Source organism: Pseudomonas sp. HD6422 (assembly GCF_025377065.1).
Lineage (GTDB): Bacteria > Pseudomonadota > Gammaproteobacteria > Pseudomonadales > Pseudomonadaceae > Aquipseudomonas > Aquipseudomonas putida_U.
The window spans coordinates 91,716-108,767 of record NZ_JAHWIW010000008.1 but is presented as its reverse complement, the minus strand read 5'-3'; the positions used below and the strand labels follow the sequence as shown (position 1 = coordinate 108,767).

10 protein-coding genes are annotated in these 17,052 nt (G+C 63.0%); all 10 read left to right on the top strand.

Going from position 1 to position 17,052, the window contains the following annotated elements:
- Positions 1-31: 31 nt before the first annotated feature.
- The 10 genes from aroB (at position 32) to gspF (ending at position 17,052) form a co-directional block, all read left to right on the top strand.
- Positions 32-1,129, top strand: a complete 1,098-nt coding sequence (aroB, locus tag KY379_RS07725) for a 3-dehydroquinate synthase (protein ID WP_261239569.1) — start codon at positions 32-34, stop codon at positions 1,127-1,129.
- 15 nt (positions 1,130-1,144) lie between these two features.
- Positions 1,145-2,734, top strand: coding sequence for an SPOR domain-containing protein (locus KY379_RS07720; RefSeq protein WP_133325008.1), 1,590 nt, complete (start codon positions 1,145-1,147; stop codon positions 2,732-2,734).
- Positions 2,735-3,106: 372 nt separating this feature from the next.
- Entirely contained in the window at positions 3,107-7,552 is a 4,446-nt protein-coding gene (gene gltB, locus KY379_RS07715; RefSeq protein ID WP_133325006.1) for a glutamate synthase large subunit, read from the top strand.
- 123 nt (positions 7,553-7,675) lie between these two features.
- Complete coding sequence (locus tag KY379_RS07710; RefSeq protein WP_133325004.1) at positions 7,676-9,094, top strand: FAD-dependent oxidoreductase; 1,419 nt, start codon at positions 7,676-7,678, stop codon at positions 9,092-9,094.
- Positions 9,095-9,254: 160 nt separating this feature from the next.
- Positions 9,255-10,319, top strand: coding sequence for a uroporphyrinogen decarboxylase (gene hemE, locus KY379_RS07705; protein WP_133325002.1), 1,065 nt, complete (start codon positions 9,255-9,257; stop codon positions 10,317-10,319).
- Between the two features lie 212 nt (positions 10,320-10,531).
- Entirely contained in the window at positions 10,532-12,001 is a 1,470-nt protein-coding gene (gene gbpA / locus KY379_RS07700; RefSeq protein WP_261239568.1) for an N-acetylglucosamine-binding protein GbpA, read from the top strand.
- 185 nt (positions 12,002-12,186) lie between these two features.
- Positions 12,187-12,537 carry a hypothetical protein gene (locus tag KY379_RS07695; RefSeq protein ID WP_196171336.1) on the top strand — a complete coding sequence of 117 codons (351 nt, stop codon included), beginning with the start codon at positions 12,187-12,189 and terminating at the stop codon, positions 12,535-12,537.
- The gene (gene gspD, locus KY379_RS07690; RefSeq protein ID WP_133324998.1) at positions 12,534-14,384 is read left to right on the top strand and encodes a type II secretion system secretin GspD; all 1,851 of its coding nucleotides are present in this window, start codon (positions 12,534-12,536) and stop codon (positions 14,382-14,384) included. Before KY379_RS07695 ends, gspD begins: the two co-directional genes overlap by 4 nt.
- On the top strand, positions 14,381-15,844 hold the full coding sequence (gspE, locus tag KY379_RS07685) for a type II secretion system ATPase GspE (RefSeq protein WP_133324996.1): 1,464 nt from the start codon (positions 14,381-14,383) through the stop codon (positions 15,842-15,844). Before gspD ends, gspE begins: the two co-directional genes overlap by 4 nt.
- 2 nt (positions 15,845-15,846) lie before the next feature.
- The gene (gene gspF, locus KY379_RS07680) at positions 15,847-17,052 is read left to right on the top strand and encodes a type II secretion system inner membrane protein GspF (RefSeq protein ID WP_261239566.1); all 1,206 of its coding nucleotides are present in this window, start codon (positions 15,847-15,849) and stop codon (positions 17,050-17,052) included.

Genomic DNA, 17,052 nt, shown 5'->3' with positions numbered 1-17,052 from the left:
GGCGCCGCGCCCAAGTACATTGTGGGGATACATGCAGACACTAAAGGTCGACCTGGGCGAGCGCAGCTACCCGATCTACATTGGCGAAGGCCTGCTGGACCAGCCCGAATTGCTGGCCCCGCACATTGCCGGGCGGCAGGTCGCCATCGTCTCCAATGAAACCGTTGCCCCACTTTACCTCGAGCGGTTGAGCAAGACCCTGGGGGGCTATTCGGTCCTGCCGGTGGTCCTGCCCGACGGCGAGGCCTACAAGAACTGGGAAACCCTGCAATTGATCTTCGACGGTCTGCTGACGGCGCGGCATGACCGTCGCACTACCGTCGTCGCGCTCGGCGGCGGCGTGGTCGGTGACATGGCCGGTTTCGCCGCGGCCTGCTATCAGCGTGGCGTCGACTTCATCCAGGTGCCGACGACCCTGCTGTCTCAGGTCGACTCGTCGGTGGGCGGCAAGACCGGTATCAACCATCCGTTGGGCAAGAACATGGTCGGTGCGTTCTACCAGCCCAATGCGGTGCTGATCGACACCACGAGCCTCAAGACCCTACCTGTGCGTGAACTTTCCGCCGGCCTTGCCGAGGTGATCAAATACGGCCTGATCTGCGACGCGCCGTTCCTCGGTTGGCTCGAGGACAACATGGCTGCGTTGCGTGCACTGGAGCCGGTTGCGCTGACCGAGGCCATCCGTCGCTCCTGCGCGGCCAAGGCTGCGGTGGTGGGCGCCGACGAGCGGGAGTCCGGCGTGCGTGCCACGCTGAACCTGGGCCACACCTTTGGTCACGCCATCGAGACCCACATGGGCTATGGCGTCTGGCTGCATGGCGAAGCCGTGGCAGCAGGCACGGTCATGGCCCTGGAGATGTCCATGCGCCTGGGCTGGATCGACCAGGCGGCACGCGATCGCGGGATCCGCTTGTTGCGTGATGCCGGGTTGCCGGTGGTGCCTCCCCAGGAAATGACCCCGGCGCACTTCATGGAGCATATGGCGGTCGACAAGAAGGTGATCGATGGCCGTTTACGCCTGGTGCTGTTGCGCCAGATGGGCGAAGCGGTGGTGACCGACGACTATCCGAAAGAGATTCTTCAGGCCACGCTGGCGGCGGATTACCGTACGATCGTGGCCCAGCTTTGAGGTTGTGACAGCGCAATGACCAGTTTGCATGCCGATGAGGCGTTTCTCGAGCACTACCAGCTGAGCCACGATCCGTTCGCGCCGCGTGTGCCCGGCTTCAAGTTCTTCCCTGCCCAGCGCAAGCCGGTGCTCGGCCAGCTGCACCACCTGGCACGCTACAGCCAGCTGATGCTGGTGGTCAGCGGTCCGGTGGGCAGCGGCAAGACGCTGCTACGCCAGGCCCTGGTGGCCAGCACCAACAAGCAGTCGGTGCAGAGCGTGGTGATCTCGGCCCGCAGTGCCGGCGATGCTGCCAGCGTGCTTGGTCAAGTGGCCCAGTCGCTGGGCGTAGCCCAACCGGAGATGCAGGCGATCCTGTCCCAGGTGGTACAACTGGCGCTGACCGGGCAGGAAGTCTATCTGTTGGTGGACGATGCGGAACAACTCGGCGAGTCGGCACTCCAAGCGTTGCTGGAACTGGCGGCGGGCGTACCGGAAGGGCACCCCCACGTGTTCCTGTTCGGCGAGCCGTCCCTGATCGCTTCCCTTGAGGCGATCCACACCGATGAAGAGCGCTTCCATGTCATCGAGCTGGCGCCCTACAGCGAGGACGAGACCCGTGAATACCTCGAGCAACGTCTTGAGGGCGCGGGGCGCGGCATCGAGGTCTTCAGTCGTGAGCAGATCGTCGATATCCATGAACAGTCCGACGGATGGCCTGGCAACATCAATCAGGTCGCCCGCGATACTTTGATCGAAGCCATGATCGCTACCCGTTCCACGGCCAAGCGACCATCCATGGGGTTCAAAATGCCTAAAAAACACGTGCTCGCCCTGTCTGCAGTCGTAGTGGTCGCCGTGGCGGCTGCCGTGCTCATGCCCAAGAAAGGCGACAAGGCGCCCGCCGAAGCGCCGGTCGCGCAAGCGCAGTTGCCATTGGGCGATGGCCAGCCTAATGCCGCGCAATCCAACAATGGCGGCCCCGCCATCGAGTTCTCCGGCAACTCTCAGCCCATGCCATTGCCGTTGGTCGGTCAGTCCCAGCCGGTGATGCGCGAGCCGCTTGCCCAGGCCGCAGGCATGGGGGATGGAGAGGAGGGGAGCCCCGCCGGCACCACCGAGCTGCAGCCGTCCAATCCGCCGACTGTGACCACCACTGCGCCGCCTGAAGGCGTCGCTGCAGGTCCTGCGCCAACGCCGGTCCAGCCGGTTGCGCCTGCCCAGAAGCCTGTCGCTACCCAGCCCGCCAAGTCGGTTGCACCTGCCAAACCGGCTTCGCAGCCAACTCAGGTCGCCACTGCCAAACCAGCGACCAAACCTGCTGCTGGCGGCAGTGGCAACAGCGGCTGGTACAGCGGCCAGAAGCCCGGCAACTACGTCGTTCAGATCTTCGGCACCAGCTCCGAGGCCTCGGCCCAGGCCTTCGTCAAGGCGCAAGGTGGCGACTATCGCTACTTCAAGAAAAACCTCCAGGGCAAGCCACTCTACGTCGTCACTTATGGTAGTTTTGCCAACCGTGATGCCGCGGTTGCGGCGATCAAGAACTTGCCAGCGAAGGTTCAGGCTGGTAAACCTTGGCCACGTACCGTCGCCAGCGTCCAACAAGAGCTGGCTGCGGCCCGCTGATACCTGCCGGGCGGCACCACCCCGCTGCCCAGTTGCTGAGCGACCACTGATACCCGTCTAGCCTGCTGCGCCTGAGCGCGGCAGGCTTTTCTGTCCCAGACTGCCGGCCACAAGCCCAACTTGCAGTCATGGCTGAAACGCTTCAGACTCGAGCCAATCCGCTATCACGGCGTATGGCGTAAAACATTCAAAAATGCGACATGAATTTTCAATGGTGAGACATGAAAATTTGTGAGCGTCACTGTCGCTGTGCAACAATGGTTTTCCATGGCCACCGCAAAAAAGCTGGCATTTGATCGGCGTGGATGGTAAGTGGTTGTACTAAAAAGAGATTTGCCTCCGTTGAGAGGTGAACCTGGTGAGAAAGTGTCTATGAAAACAGGTCTGTACCATCCCGAAGAATTCAAGGACAACTGTGGTTTTGGCCTGATCGCCCATATGACGGGTGAACCGAGCCACCACCTTCTGCAAACCGCCATGCAGGCGCTGACCTGCATGACCCACCGCGGTGGCATCAACGCTGACGGCAAGACCGGTGACGGTTGCGGTCTGCTCATGCAGAAGCCCGATCAGTTCCTGCGTGCCGTGGCCCAGGAACACTTCGCCGTCGAACTGCCAAAGCAGTACGCCGTCGGCATGGTGTTCTTCAACCAGGACCCGGTCAAAGCCGAAGCTGCCCGCGCCAACATGGATCGCGAGATCATCAATGCCGGTCTGAAGCTGGTCGGCTGGCGCAAGGTGCCGATCGACACCAGCGTGCTCGGGCGCCTGGCCCTGGAGCGCCTGCCGCAGATCGAACAGGTGTTCATCGGCGGTGAAGGCCTGAGCGACCAGGAATTCGCCATCAAGCTGTTCAGCGCCCGTCGTCGTTCGTCCGTGGCCAACGCCCATGACGCCGACCACTACATCTGCAGCTTCTCGCACAAGACCATCATCTACAAAGGCCTGATGATGCCGGCGGACCTCGCCGCATTCTTCCCGGACCTGGGCGACGAGCGCCTGCAGACCGCGATCTGTGTGTTCCACCAGCGCTTCTCCACCAACACCCTGCCGAAATGGCCGCTGGCTCAGCCGTTCCGCTTCCTCGCCCACAACGGCGAGATCAACACCATCACCGGTAACCGCAACTGGGCCATGGCCCGTCGCACCAAGTTCTCCAATGACCTGATCCCTGACCTCGAAGAGCTCGGCCCGCTGGTCAACCGCGTGGGCTCGGACTCCTCGAGCATGGACAACATGCTCGAACTGATGGTCACCGGTGGCATCGACCTGTTCCGTGGCGTGCGCATGCTGGTGCCGCCAGCCTGGCAGAACGTCGAGACCATGGACGCCGACCTGCGTGCCTTCTACGAATACAATTCCATGCACATGGAACCGTGGGATGGCCCGGCCGGTATCGTCATGACCGAAGGCCGCCACGCGGTCTGCCTGCTCGACCGCAATGGCCTGCGTCCTGCGCGCTGGGTGACCACCAAGAACGGCTACATCACCCTGGCTTCGGAAATCGGCGTCTGGGACTACAAGCCCGAGGACGTTCTGGCCAAGGGCCGCGTAGGTCCGGGCCAGATCTTCGCCGTGGACACCGAGACCGGCCAGATCCTCGATACCGATGCCATCGATAACCGTCTCAAGTCCCGCCACCCATACAAGCGTTGGCTGCGTCAGCATGCCTTGCGCATCCAGGCGACCTTGACCGACGACCAGGGCGTGGCCAGCTACGACAGCGACCAGCTCAAGCAGTACATGAAGATGTTCCAGGTCACCTTCGAAGAGCGTGACCAAGTACTGCGTCCGCTCGGCGAGCAAGGCCAGGAAGCGGTCGGTTCGATGGGTGACGATACGCCGATGGCCGTGCTGTCCCAGCGCGTGCGTTCGCCGTACGACTTCTTCCGCCAGCAGTTCGCTCAGGTGACCAACCCGCCGATCGACCCACTGCGCGAAGCGATCGTCATGTCGCTGGAAATCTGCCTCGGTGCCGAACGCAACATCTTCCAGGAATCCCCAGAGCATGCCTCGCGGGTTATCCTCAGCTCGCCAGTGATCTCGCCGGCCAAGTGGCGTTCCCTCATGAGCCTGGAGCGTGAAGGTTTCGAGCGTCAGCTGATCGACCTCAACTACGAGGAAAGCGTCGGCCTGGAAGCTGCCATCCGCAACATCGCCGATCAGGCCGAGGAAGCGGTTCGCGCGGGCAAGACCCAGTTGGTGCTGAGCGACCGCAACATCGCCCCGGGCAAGCTGCCGGTTCACGCTTCGCTCGCCGTCGGTGCCGTGCACCACCGTCTGACCGAAAAGGGTCTGCGTTGCGACAGCAACATCCTGGTCGAAACCGCCACCGCTCGCGACCCCCACCACTTCGCCGTGCTGCTGGGCTTCGGCGCCTCGGCCGTGTATCCCTACCTGGCCTACGAAGTGCTCGCCGATCTGATCCGCACCGGTGAAGTCCTCGGCGACCTGGACGAGGTGTTCAAGTACTACCGCAAGGGCATCTCCAAAGGCCTGCTGAAGATCCTGTCGAAGATGGGTATCTCCACCATCGCCTCGTACCGTGGCGCCCAGCTGTTCGAAGCCGTGGGTCTGGCCGAGGAAGTGGTTGGCCTGAGCTTCAAGGGCGTGTCCAGCCGTCTCAAGGGAGCGCGGTTCGTCGACCTGGAAAGCGACCAGAAGCTGCTCGCCGCAGAAGCCTGGAGTGCGCGCAAGCCGATCCAGCAAGGCGGCCTGCTGAAGTTCGTCCACGGTGGCGAATACCACGCCTACAACCCGGACGTGGTCAACACCCTGCAAGCTGCCGTGCAGCAAGGCGACTACGCCAAGTTCAAGGAATACACCACGCTGGTGGACCAGCGCCCTGTGTCGATGATCCGTGACCTGCTGAAGGTCAAGGTCGCTGATCAGCCATTGCCGCTGGATCAGGTCGAACCGCTGGAAGCGATTCTGCAGCGCTTCGACTCCGCTGGTATCTCGCTCGGCGCGCTTTCGCCAGAGGCCCACGAGGCGCTGGCCGAAGCCATGAACCGCCTGGGTGCGCGTTCGAACTCCGGTGAGGGCGGTGAAGACCCGTCGCGTTACGGCACCATTCGCAGCTCGAAGATCAAGCAGGTGGCCACCGGTCGCTTCGGCGTCACCCCGGAATACCTGGTCAATGCCGAAGTGCTGCAGATCAAGGTGGCCCAGGGCGCCAAGCCCGGCGAAGGCGGCCAGCTGCCTGGCGGCAAGGTCAACGGTCTGATCGCCAAGCTGCGCTATGCAGTGCCGGGCGTGACCCTGATCTCGCCACCGCCGCACCACGACATCTACTCGATCGAGGACCTGGCGCAGCTGATCTACGACCTCAAGCAGGTCAATCCGCAAGCGCTGGTGTCGGTCAAGCTGGTGGCAGAAGCCGGTGTCGGCACCATCGCTGCCGGCGTGGCCAAGGCCTATGCCGACCTGATCACCATTTCCGGCTACGACGGCGGCACCGGCGCTTCGCCTCTGACCTCGATCAAGTACGCCGGCGCGCCATGGGAGCTGGGCCTGGCTGAAACCCACCAGACCCTGCGCGGCAACGACCTGCGCGGCAAGGTGCGGGTGCAGACCGACGGCGGTCTGAAGACCGGCCTGGACGTCATCAAGGCAGCCATCCTCGGCGCCGAAAGCTTCGGCTTCGGCACCGCGCCGATGATCGCCCTGGGCTGCAAGTACCTGCGTATCTGCCACCTGAACAACTGCGCCACCGGCGTGGCTACCCAGAACGACAAGCTGCGCAAAGATCACTACATCGGCACCGTCGACATGGTGATCAACTTCTTCACCTTCGTCGCTGAAGAAACCCGCGAGTGGCTGGCCAAGCTGGGTGTGCGTAGCCTGGGTGAACTGATCGGCCGTACCGACCTGCTCGACGTGCTGCCAGGCGACACCGAGCGCCAACAGCACCTCGACCTGACGCCGTTGCTGGGCAGCTCGCACATCCCGGCCGACAAGCCACAGTTCTGCGAAGTGGAGAAGAACCCGCCGTTCGACAAGGGCGAATTGGCCGAGAAGATGGTCGAGATGGCCCTGCCAGCGATCCGCGACCAGGCCGGTGGCGAGTTCAGCCTCGACATCTGCAACTGCGACCGCTCCATCGGTGCGCGCATCTCTGGCGAAATCGCCAAGCTGCACGGCAACCAGGGCATGGCCGCAGCGCCGATCACCTTCCGCTTCAAAGGCACGGCTGGCCAGAGCTTCGGCGTGTGGAACGCCGGTGGCCTGAACCTGCACCTGGAAGGCGATGCCAACGACTACGTCGGCAAAGGCATGACCGGTGGCAAGTTGACCATCGTGCCGCCGGCCGGTAGCCCGTTCGAAACCCAGCACAGCGCCATCGTGGGTAACACCTGCCTGTACGGTGCCACTGGCGGCAAGCTGTTCGCCGCCGGCACTGCGGGCGAGCGCTTCGCTGTGCGTAACTCCGGCGCCCACGCTGTTGTCGAGGGTACTGGCGATCACTGCTGTGAATACATGACCGGCGGCTTTGTCTGCGTACTGGGCAAGACCGGTTACAACTTCGGTTCTGGCATGACTGGCGGCTTCGCCTACGTGCTCGACATGGACAATACCTTCGTCGACAAGCTCAACCACGAGCTGGTGGAAATCCAGCGTATCAGTGGTGAAGCGATGGAGGCCTACCGCAGCCACCTGGCGCGTGTCCTGGGCGAATACGTCGAAGAAACCGGCAGCGAGTGGGGGCGTGAGCTCTCGGAGAACCTGGACGACTATGTGCGGCGCTTCTGGCTGGTCAAGCCGAAGGCAGCCAACCTCAAGCAACTGTTGTCCAGCACCCGTGCCAACCCGCAGTAAATAAAGCTGCAAGTGGCGAGCTGCAAGCTGCAAGTGAAGGCAGCATGCGGTTCGCCCGGCTTAAGTGATCGTCTTGCGGCTTGCAGCGTGTAGCTTGCAGCTGCTGTAAAGAGGTTTTGAAAAATGGCTGAACGTCTGAACAACGACTTCCAGTTCATCGAAGTGGGTCGTAAGGACCCGAAGAAGAAGCTGCTGCGTCAGCGCAAGAAAGAGTTCGTGGAAATCTACGAACCTTTCAAGCCCCAACAGTCCGTCGAACAGGCGCACCGCTGCCTGGGCTGCGGCAACCCGTATTGCGAGTGGAAGTGCCCGGTCCATAACTTCATCCCCAACTGGCTGAAGCTGGTTTCCGAGGGCAACATCCTGGCGGCGGCGGAGCTTTCCCACCAGACCAACACCCTGCCGGAAGTGTGCGGCCGCGTGTGCCCGCAGGACCGCCTGTGCGAGGGTGCCTGCACCCTGAACGACGGCTTCGGCGCGGTAACCATCGGTTCCGTCGAGAAATACATCACCGATACCGCCTTCGCCATGGGCTGGCGTCCGGACATGTCCAAGGTCAAACCGACCGGCAAACGCGTTGCCATCATCGGTGCCGGTCCGGCTGGCTTGGGCTGTGCCGACGTGCTGGTGCGCGCCGGGGTGACCCCGGTGGTGTTCGACAAGAATCCGGAAATCGGCGGCCTGCTGACCTTCGGTATTCCTGAGTTCAAGCTGGAAAAGACCGTGCTGAGCAATCGTCGCGAAGTCTTCACCGGAATGGGCATCGAGTTCCGGCTGAACACCGAGGTGGGCAAGGACATCACCATGGAGCAACTGCTCGCCGAGTACGACGCAGTGTTCATGGGCATGGGCACCTACACCTATATGAAGGGCGGATTCCCGGGCGAGGACCTGCCAGGCGTGCACGATGCACTGGATTTCCTGATCGCCAACGTCAACCGCAACCTGGGTTTCGAGAAGTCCCCTGAAGACTTCGTCGACATGCAGGGCAAGAAAGTCGTGGTGCTGGGTGGTGGCGACACCGCGATGGACTGCAACCGCACTTCGATCCGCCAGGGTGCCAAATCGGTGACCTGCGCCTATCGCCGTGACGAAGCCAACATGCCGGGTTCGCGCAAAGAAGTGAAGAACGCCAAGGAAGAAGGCGTGAAGTTCCTCTACAACCGTCAGCCTATCGCCATCGTCGGCGAAGACAAGGTCGAAGGCGTCAAGGTGGTCGAGACCCGTCTCGGCGAGCCCGATGCCCGTGGCCGCCGCAGCCCCGAGCCGATCCCAGGCTCCGAAGAGATCCTGCCGGCCGATGCCGTGGTGATCGCCTTCGGCTTCCGTCCGAGCCCTGCGCCGTGGTTCGAGCAGCATGGTATCCAGCTGGACAGCCAGGGCCGTGTGGTGGCACCGGAGAAAGGCAAGTTCAAGCACCAGACCAGCAACCCGAAGATCTTCGCCGGTGGCGACATGGTCCGCGGTTCGGACCTGGTAGTGACGGCGATCTTCGAAGGCCGTACCGCCGCCGAAGGCATTCTGGACTACCTGGAAGTCTGATCCAGCGCATTCGCGGGCGAGTCGACCCGACCCGCCCGCGGAGCTTTTGTATACAAAAACGCTTGATCCATGGCACCTAATAGACAAATCGCATGGCCTCGTCCGTGCCTTTTGCGCTGGCGTCTGAGAAAATGCCGGCACTATTTTTCCGGATGCCGACATGACTGCCCTGAAGAACGATCGTTTCCTGCGTGCACTGCTCAAGCAACCCGTAGACGTCACCCCGGTGTGGATGATGCGCCAGGCTGGCCGCTACCTTCCTGAGTACCGCGCGAGCCGTGCCAAGGCTGGCGACTTCATGAGCCTGTGCATGAACCCGCAGTTCGCCTGCGAGGTCACCCTGCAGCCGCTGGACCGTTATCCGCTGGATGCCGCGATCCTCTTCTCGGACATTCTCACCATCCCTGATGCCATGGGCTTGGGCCTGTATTTCGAGACCGGCGAAGGCCCGCGTTTCAAGAAGGTCATCACCACCCCGGCCGATATCGAGGCGCTGCCGATCCCCGATCCGCAGAAAGACCTCGGCTACGTCATGGATGCGGTCAGCACCATCCGCCGCGAGCTCAATGGCCGAGTGCCTTTGATCGGTTTCTCCGGCAGCCCTTGGACCCTGGCCACCTACATGGTCGAAGGCGGCTCCTCCAAGGACTTCCGCAAGACCAAGGCCATGGCCTACGACAACCCAGAGGCCCTGCACCTGCTGCTGGACAAGCTGGCCCAATCGGTCACCAGCTACCTCAACGGGCAGATCCTGGCCGGCGCCCAGGCTGTGCAGATCTTCGACACCTGGGGCGGCAACCTGTCGGCAGCGGCCTATCAGGAATTCTCCCTGGCCTACATGCGCAAGATCGTCAGCGGCCTGATCCGCGAGCACGAGGGGCGCAAGGTACCGGTAATCCTGTTCACCAAGAATGGCGGGCTGTGGCTGGAAAGCATCGCTGAGGCCGGCGCCGATGCCTTGGGCCTGGACTGGACCTGCGATATCGGCGATGCCCGCCGTCGCGTTGGCGACAAGGTGGCGTTGCAGGGCAACATGGACCCGACCGTGCTCTACGCCAAACCCGAGGCCATCCGCAAGGAAGTGGCGCGTATTCTGGCCAGCTATGGCAATGGCAGCGGCCATGTATTCAACCTGGGCCATGGCATCACCCCGGAAGTCGATCCGGAACATGCCGGCGCGTTCATCAACGCCGTGCACGAGTTGTCGGCGCAGTACCATCAGTGAGTTGATCGCCGACCCGGTCAGCCCAAGCTGATCGGTGCGGTGGAAAAGCACCTCATGAGCCGGGACGTGGACGTCCCCATCATGGAGCTCATGAACTGAAAGTCCACAGTTCTTACAGGTTTAATCCTACATATCGACTTACGACAACTTTCTAGACTCGCGCACTCCCGTCGGGCCCTCCCGACATAGTCCCAAGCAGTTCGGGGTGCGATATGAGTCAGAAAAACAATCTACGAGGAATCATCACCAGCGGTGTGTGGCTGGCGGTTGCTAGCGCGGGCATGCACGCTCAGCTGGCCAACGCGCATGGCTATGCGAGTGAGCCACCTTCGCGTGCCTCCGCCTGTCGGCTGGGTTTGAACACCGGCTGTGGCCAGGCGATGTATGAGGAGTTCTCTGTCGGCGAGGCCCCGAAAGGCTTTCCGGCACAGGGTCCTGCAGACGGCAAGATCGCCAGTGGTGGAGTGCGTGCAGACTTCTCACCGTTAGATGAACAGTCGGCCAACCGCTGGCATCTCACTCCTCTGACGCAGCGGGAGGTGGCCTTCGACTGGTACTACACCACGGGGCACCGGACGACCCGGTGGGAATATTTCATCACCAAGAGCGGTTGGAACCCCAATGCGCCTTTGGCGCGAGAAGCGTTCGAAACGGCACCTTTCTGCACCGTCGACGGTCACGGCAAGCCAGCCCGTGGCGAGGGGCAGGAGTCTCACGGTCCAGCCTTGGAAAAACACCAGTGCACGCTGCCTGCCGACAAGTCCGGACAGCACATCATTCTGGGCGTCTGGACCATCGACGATACCGCCGCCGCATTCTACAACGTCATGGACGTGGACATTCAGGTCGACGGTGGCCCGGCGCCTGAGTGGCCCCGAGTCGGCAGCATCAACCCGCAGCGTGACCTGCAAGTGGGCGACAGGGTCAAGGCTCGCGCGTTCGTGGAAGGTGTCGAAAGCCCAGAACTGAGCGCCAGTATCAGCATCGACAACGCCGACGAGGGCCTTGCCCCGAACTGGTCGTACAAACTCGCCAAGCGTATCAACGAAACCCTGCCCCTGGTGCGCGCAGGCCAGATCGATAGCGACGGCGAAATCAAGCCGGTGCAGGGCAGCAATACGATTTTCGCCAAAGCGGAGTCGGGTATCACCAGCTATCAGTTGGACTTCAAAGGCAAGCCGGTCGATGACAGCTACATGCACCTGCATGACCTGAAGCCCGACTACACCCTGACGGATGGCAAGACCAGCGTGGACTTCACGGTAATGACCAACCGTGATCTGCAAGTGACTTCGCGTCTGTTCGACAGCGCCAACCAGCAGGTCGGCTTCGCTCGTCAGGCGGTGAATGCCACCTCCAGCCCGATCAAGCTGCAGGCCACCAGCAGCGAAGGCGAGCACCTGCTGAAAGTCGTCGGCGTCAACAAGACCGGCCGCATCCTGCTGCAGGAAGAACGCCCTGTGCAGCTCAAGGCCGCAGGCGGCGACCAATACGACTTCGAATTCCCGCAGTCGTTGGCGAGCTATGCCGCTGGTGTGACCGTTCTGCAACCCAAGACCGGCGAAGTCTTCGAGTGCAAGCCATTCCCGTATGAGGGTTGGTGCAAGATCTACTCGGAAAATGCCAACCAGTACGAGCCGGGTGTAGGCAGCAACTGGCAGGACGCTTGGATCAAGCGTTGAGAAAGGTCCGATAAGTGCCTCGCCAGATGTTGTCCTGATCAATGAAGTCGTTATCGGTGTTGTCGTGGTTGGCTGTTCCGCTCGTGACGCTCGTCTTTCTGATCGCACGTGAAACGACGCGGCCCACCGTTGCCGTGGCCGTCGAGCAAGGAGCAGTTCGGCCCGCAGCACCGACATACCCATCATTGCCCACGGCAACCCTGGCGTTGGCCTTCGGCTACCACGAGCCTGGTGCCCAGGCCGCCAGTCCGGCAGGGCTGGTACTCAAGGCAAGTTTCATCTCCAGTCGCGGCACCGCCCGTGTGCTGGTGGCCAGCGGCCAGGATGAGCGTTTCTACCAGGTGGGCGACCGCTTGCCGGGTGGCCATGTGGTGCGCCACATCGATGTCCGTTCCATGACGCTCTGGGATGGCAGTGGCGAGCGCAGAGTGACGCTGTCCGAGGGCCGAACCAACCACATCTATCCATCTGGTGGCGCACGTGACCCAGGTCCTGCTGCTGCCGATCCACCCCGCTTGTTGCGGGAGGTGCAATGAAATTCCAACGTTACCTGCGAGCGGCTTCTCTGGGCGCGTGTCTGAGCATCGGCTGCTCGCTGGTACTCGCAGATCAGCCCGATCAGCCAACGTGGCAGTTGGCAATGAGTGATGCCGATGTGCGCGACGTGGTGCGCGAAGTCGGGATGATCCTCGACCAGACGATCGTGCTCGATCCGCGTGTGCAGGGCCGCATCACTGTCCATTCCAATGAGCCCCACGATCGCGAGGGGGTTCGCCGCTTGTTCTATTCGGTGCTCAGTGCACAAGGCTTTGCGGCGGTGAACGACGGCGATCGCTTGCTGATCGTGCCGGCCAGCGAGGCCAAGGCCTGGGCCAACCAGCAGGTCGAAAGCATTCCTGCTGCCTTCGGCACGCGCGTGTTCGAACTTTCCGGCAGCACGGCATCCGATCTGGCCGGCCTGCTCCGGCCGCTGGTGTCGAGCAATGGCTACATAGGTCCTTCCAACTCGGCCAACGCCCTGGTCGTGACTGACTCGGCGGCGAACCTGGACCGCCTGCAAAGCCTGGTGGCGCAACTGGACAGCGGGCAACGGCAGGATTATGAGTTGGTGACCCTGCGCGCCACCCAGGCGACTGACCTGTTGCCCGTGGTCGAGCAATTGACCGCGGCCCCGGACAGCGGTTTGCGTGTGCTATCCGACCCGCGCGGCAATCGTCTGCTGGTGCTTGGTCCGTCCACATCGCGCAAGCGTCTGGCCCAACTGATCCGTGACCTGGATGTACCGGCGCCGATCAGTTCGCAGAACTGGCGCGTCGTCCGGCTTCAGCATGGCAATGCCGAGCAGTTGGCCGAGGTTCTCGGCGAGGTGGGCAAGCGTTTGGCAGGCAAGAGCGACCCGCAGGCTCTGGGCCAGTCGCTCACGGCAGGTACCATGGTGAAAGCCGATGTCAGCCAGAATGCCCTGGTACTGCTCGGAGAGCCGCGCATGCTCGGCAACGTAGTCAAGATCATCGAGCAGTTGGACCAGCCCCGTGCGCAGGTGTTGATCCACGCGGCGATCGTCGAGGTCAGTGGCGACATCAATGAAGCCCTGGGCCTGCAGTGGGGGATCAATACCGGCAGCCTGAAGGGGGGAATCACCTTCCCCGACAGTGGCGCCGCCTGGGGCGACCTGCTGGGCGATGACAAGGTGTTACCCAGCGGCGCAGCGCTGGCACTGGGTTCGGACCGCTTCGGCGTGCTGGTCTCGGCGTTGGCCAGCAACAGCCGCAGCAACCTGCTCTCCACACCCAGCCTGCTGACCCTCGACAACCAGGAAGCGCAGATCCTGGTGGGTCAGAACGTGCCGTTCAAGACCGGCTCGTACACCACCTCAGGCAGTGGTGCGGATAACCCGTTCACCACCGTCGAACGCAAGGACATCGGCATCAGCCTCAAAGTCCGCCCGCACATCAACGAGGGCCGGAGCCTGCGTTTGGAAGTGGAGCAGGAAAGCTCCGAACTGGCGCCGAGCACGCTCGAAGGGGACCTGGTCACCAGTAAGCGCACGCTCAAGAGCACGATCCTGGCGGAGGATGGCGAAATCATCGTGATTGGCGGCCTGCTCAAGGACAGTGTGCGTCAGGAGCAGCGCGCAGTGCCGCTGCTCGGGCGGTTGCCGCTGATCGGAGGTCTGTTCCGCTGGACCCGGGACACCCAGGAAAAAACCAACCTCATGGTGTTCTTGCGGCCCACCATTCTTCGCAGCCAGGCAGAACTGATCGAGTCAGGACGCCGTGCATACGATGAAGTGCATGCTTCTGATCCGGCGCGCCTCTCCGAAGATCCACACTCGCTGTTCGAAACGCGGCGCATGCCGGTGGGCGAGGAGTCCGCCCAGTGAGTCCCGTGCTGCCCTTCAGCTTTGCCCGTCGCCACGGGATCCTCCTCGACCAGCAGGCTGCGCAGCCAGCACTGCTGATGCGCGAGGATGCCACGCTGGAGGCGCTTTCCGAGGCCCTGCGGGTGGTGGGTCCTGACTGGCCGTTGCGTTGGGTGGATGCCGAGCAGTTCGCCCGGCACCTGACGCAGTGCTATGGCGCGGCCCAGGATGCCGCCCAGTCGCTGATCCAGGGCCTGGACGAACACATCGATCTGTCCCGCCTGGCCGAGGCCTTGCCGCAGACCTGCGACCTGCTCGACCAGCAGGACGATGCGCCGATCATCCGCTTGCTCAACGCCCTGCTCAGTGAGGCCGTCAGGGCGCAGGCTTCGGATATTCATCTCGAGACATTCGAGCAACAGCTACGGGTTCGGATGCGCATCGACGGCATCATGCGTGAAGTGCTCACGCCACCCCGGGCGGTCGCGGCTTTGCTGGTCTCGAGAATCAAGGTCATGGCGCGCCTGGACATTGCGGAAAAACGCGTGCCTCAGGATGGTCGGATCAGTCTGCGGCTGGCGGGTCATGAAGTCGATGTGCGGGTCTCGACGCTGCCCGCCGCACATGGCGAGCGGGTGGTGCTGCGTCTGCTGGACAAACGCGCTGTGCGCCTGGATGTCGATCACATGCAGATGCAACCGTCGGTGCGCGACAGCTTCCTGGGCCTGCTGGACAGGCCCCATGGCATCTTCCTGGTCACCGGCCCGACCGGCTCCGGCAAGACCACGACCCTCTACACCGCGCTTTCGGTGCTCAACCAGGAGTCGCGCAACATCCTCACCGTCGAGGATCCGATCGAATACCACTTGCCCGGCATCGGGCAGACCCAGGTCAATACCAAGGTCGAGATGACCTTTGCCCGTGGCCTGCGGGCGATTCTGCGGCAGGACCCGGACGTGGTGATGGTCGGCGAGATCCGTGACCGGGAAACCGCCGACATCGCCGTGCAGGCGTCGCTGACCGGCCACCTGGTGCTGTCGACCCTGCACACCAACGATGCCTTGGGCGCCATCACCCGGTTGGCGGACATGGGGATCGATACCTGCCTGCTCGCCTCGTCGCTCGCTGGGGTCATGGCCCAACGCCTGGTGCGTAGGCTGTGCCCGCACTGCAAGGTCGCCTGTGCGGTGGACGCCGCCATGGCCCGAGCCCTGGGCAACCCCGATGATCTGCCCACGCATCTTTACCGGGCCGCCGGTTGCGAGCATTGCCAGATGGGTTACAGAGGACGTGTGGCGCTGCACGAGCTGGTGGTTGTCACGCCGTCCCTGGCTCAAGCCATTCATGGTCGCGCCGCCCAGGCGCAGATGCGCGAGATGATCCGGCCCATGACTTCCAGCCTGTTCCAGCACGGCGTTGAGCGTGTCTGCCAAGGGCAGACCAGTGTCGAGGAACTGTTGCGCGTGACGGGACAGGATTGACGATGCCGGTTTTCAGGTATCAGGCACACTCGCTCGAGGGCGCCCGTCTACGTGGCACGCTGGACGCGCCGAATGCGCGTCAGGCCCGGCAACAGCTGCGCGAGCAAGGCCTGACGGTGTTGGCGATCAGTGCGGTGCAGCCGTCGCCTTTCACTGCGCTGGCCCCCGGTCACCGGCTTTCGCTCGACCGTCGTTGCCTGCTGACCCGACAACTGGCCACCTTGTTGCAGGCCGGCATGCCGCTGACCGAGGCCTTGCACGCGGTGGCGTGGCAGACCAACCAGCGCCAGGCCAAGCAGCTGTTGCTGGGCGTGGCCGAGCGGGTCGCCGAAGGCAATGCCTTTGCCGATGCACTGGCGCATTATCCCGCAGCTTTTCCCCCCATGTACCGTGCCACTGTCGAGGCGGCCGAGCGCTCCGGGCATCTGGCCGGGGTGCTGGAACGGTTGGCCGAGCATGGCGAGGCCCAGCAGGCCCTGCGCCAGAAGGTGCAGTTGGCGATGCTCTATCCGCTGATCCTGATGGTCGTGTCGATTCTGGTGGTGGGGTTTCTGCTGGGCTATGTCGTGCCAGACGTGGTGCAGGCCTTCGCCCGTGACCAGGCGCAATTGCCGTTGCCGACCCAGGTGCTGATCGCGCTAAGTGAGGGGGTCGGCAGCCTGGGTTTGTCGGCATTGCTGTTGGTGGTGCTCGCTGCGGTGGGCATAGCCCTGGCGTTACGTCAGCCGCAACGACGCCGGCAATGGCATGCCCTGGTCTTGCGCTTGCCCGGTTATGGCGGCTTCGTGCGCGCCAGCGACGCGGCGCGGTTTGTCAGCACGCTGGCGATTCTAGGTCGCAGTGGTGTCGTTCTGGTCGATGCTATGACCATCGGCGCGGACGTCGTGGGCAATCGGGTACTGCGCGAGCGCCTGCAAGCGGCTGCGCGGGAAGTCGCCGAAGGAACGACCTTGGCCGATAGCCTTGCCCGCAGCGAGACCTTGCCCCCATTGATGCTGCACATGATCGCCAGCGGCGAGCGGGCGGGCGAACTGGACAGCATGCTCGAACGCGCCGCCGACCTTCAGGCCAAGCACCTGGCCGGCCGTATCTCTCTTCTCGTCAGTCTCTGCGAACCCCTGATGCTGCTGGTGATGGGTGGCATCGTGCTGTTCATCGTGCTGGCCATCCTCCTGCCGATTCTCAACCTCAACCAATTGGTCAACTGA

What these genes read in the sequence shown, in the direction of transcription:
- aroB (WP_261239569.1), top strand. Translation starts at nt 32, where the DNA reads ATGCAGACACTAAAGGTCGACCTGGGCGAGCGCAGCTACCCGATCTAC.
- KY379_RS07720 (WP_133325008.1), top strand. Translation starts at nt 1,145, where the DNA reads ATGACCAGTTTGCATGCCGATGAGGCGTTTCTCGAGCACTACCAGCTG.
- gltB (WP_133325006.1), top strand. Translation starts at nt 3,107, where the DNA reads ATGAAAACAGGTCTGTACCATCCCGAAGAATTCAAGGACAACTGTGGT.
- KY379_RS07710 (WP_133325004.1), top strand. Translation starts at nt 7,676, where the DNA reads ATGGCTGAACGTCTGAACAACGACTTCCAGTTCATCGAAGTGGGTCGT.
- hemE (WP_133325002.1), top strand. Translation starts at nt 9,255, where the DNA reads ATGACTGCCCTGAAGAACGATCGTTTCCTGCGTGCACTGCTCAAGCAA.
- gbpA (WP_261239568.1), top strand. Translation starts at nt 10,532, where the DNA reads ATGAGTCAGAAAAACAATCTACGAGGAATCATCACCAGCGGTGTGTGG.
- gspD (WP_133324998.1), top strand. Translation starts at nt 12,534, where the DNA reads ATGAAATTCCAACGTTACCTGCGAGCGGCTTCTCTGGGCGCGTGTCTG.
- gspF (WP_261239566.1), top strand. Translation starts at nt 15,847, where the DNA reads ATGCCGGTTTTCAGGTATCAGGCACACTCGCTCGAGGGCGCCCGTCTA.